The following is a 1,421-nucleotide window of genomic DNA, read 5'->3' as shown; positions in this document are numbered from 1 at the left end:
TAGATGGTGTAACGGGCGGATCCCAGCCAGGCGAGTTTGAAGGCTTGGTGGTCGTCCCTCACAATGATGGTGTCGCGGAGTCAGGAGTGGCCTGCTCCATAGCATCACGGAGAGACGACCATGAAGCAGTATGCCGGAATCGATGTCTCGTTGGAATACTCGAGTGTGTGCGTGGTGGATGCGGATGGCCGCATCGTGCGCGAGGCAAAGGTCCACAGTGAACCCGATGCGCTGATCGCCTGGTTTGGCGAGCAGGGCGCGGCGATGGAACGAATTGGTCTTGAGGCTGGCCCCTTGTCGCAATGGCTTTACGCGGAAATGGCGAAGGCGGATCTGGCGGTCGAACTGATCGAGACGCGCCACGTGCGGGCGGCCTTCAAGACGATGCCCGTGAAGACCGACAAGAAGGACGCACGGGGTATTGCGCAGTTAATGCGGCTTGGCTGGTTCAGGCCGGTCCACTGCAAATCTCTTCCGGCCCAGGAGGTGCGAGCGCTGCTGACCGCACGCAAGCTCATCCAGGGAAAACTTCACGACATCGAGATGAGCCTCCGGGGCATTCTGCGCGGTTTCGGCCTCAAGGTAGGGCCGACCACGCGGCGCACCTATGCGGCACGGATCCGCGAGCTGATTGAAGGTCATCCGACCTTGGAGGCGATCACCGTTTCACTGTTGAAGGTGCGCGACGCGCTTATGGACGAATTTGCAGGTTTTGAACGAAAGCTGCGTGTCATGGCCCGTCAGGACGATAATGCACGTCGGCTGATGACGACGCCCGGCGTTGGCGTGCTGGTGGCGCTGACATTCGTGTCGGCTGTTGACGCGCCTGAGCGCTTCCGATCATCACGAGCGGTGGGGCCGCATTTCGGATTGACGCCCAAGAAGTATCAATCGGGCGAAACCGATTATAGCGGCCGCATCTCGAAGATCGGTGATGCGGGCGTACGAACCGCGCTCTACGAGGCGGCCAATGTCATCCTGACGCGCCCCGTGAAGGGTTCGGATCTCAAAAGCTGGGCGCTGGCGGTTGCAAGACGTGCGGGACCCAGAAAGGCGCGTGTTGCGCTGGCCCGTAAGCTGGCGGTGGTGTTGCACCACATGCTCAGGGATAAAACCAACTTCATTCCCCACAAGGCGGCGTCAGCCATGACCGCCTGAGCAGGAAGCGAGACAACAAGACAAGGTTTCGGGCGGGCACCACCATCAGCCCACCGGAGCAAGGTCCCTTCGCCGGGACGATGGAGCGGATAGGCCGATGAACCGCAAGCAGCACTGAGGTGACTGCGCGTCCTTAGATTGGCCAGCCGGTCCTCAGCAGACCCCATAAAGCAGCGACCCCGGCGTCGACTGCGGACAGAAGCAAGCACTCGGCGAGGGATTAAGCTCAAAAGGGATTGACTCGGGACAGCCCGTTACAGAAG

At 60.8% G+C, this 1,421-nt stretch carries 1 protein-coding gene; it reads left to right on the top strand.

Translation table 11 applies throughout. The features are described from left to right. Window positions 1-120: 120 nt before the first annotated feature. Window positions 121-1,158 (top strand): IS110 family transposase, encoded by a 1,038-nt coding sequence (locus GGD46_RS33600; RefSeq protein WP_004119987.1) that lies wholly within the window; start codon window positions 121-123, stop codon window positions 1,156-1,158. Window positions 1,159-1,421 lie beyond the last annotated feature (263 nt).

Source organism: Martinezella lusitana, from assembly GCF_014207095.1.
Classification (GTDB): domain Bacteria; phylum Pseudomonadota; class Alphaproteobacteria; order Rhizobiales; family Rhizobiaceae; genus Rhizobium; species Rhizobium lusitanum_B.
This window is presented reverse-complemented; position numbering and strand designations above follow the sequence as displayed.

What these genes read in the sequence shown, in the direction of transcription:
- GGD46_RS33600 (WP_004119987.1), top strand. Translation starts at nt 121, where the DNA reads ATGAAGCAGTATGCCGGAATCGATGTCTCGTTGGAATACTCGAGTGTG.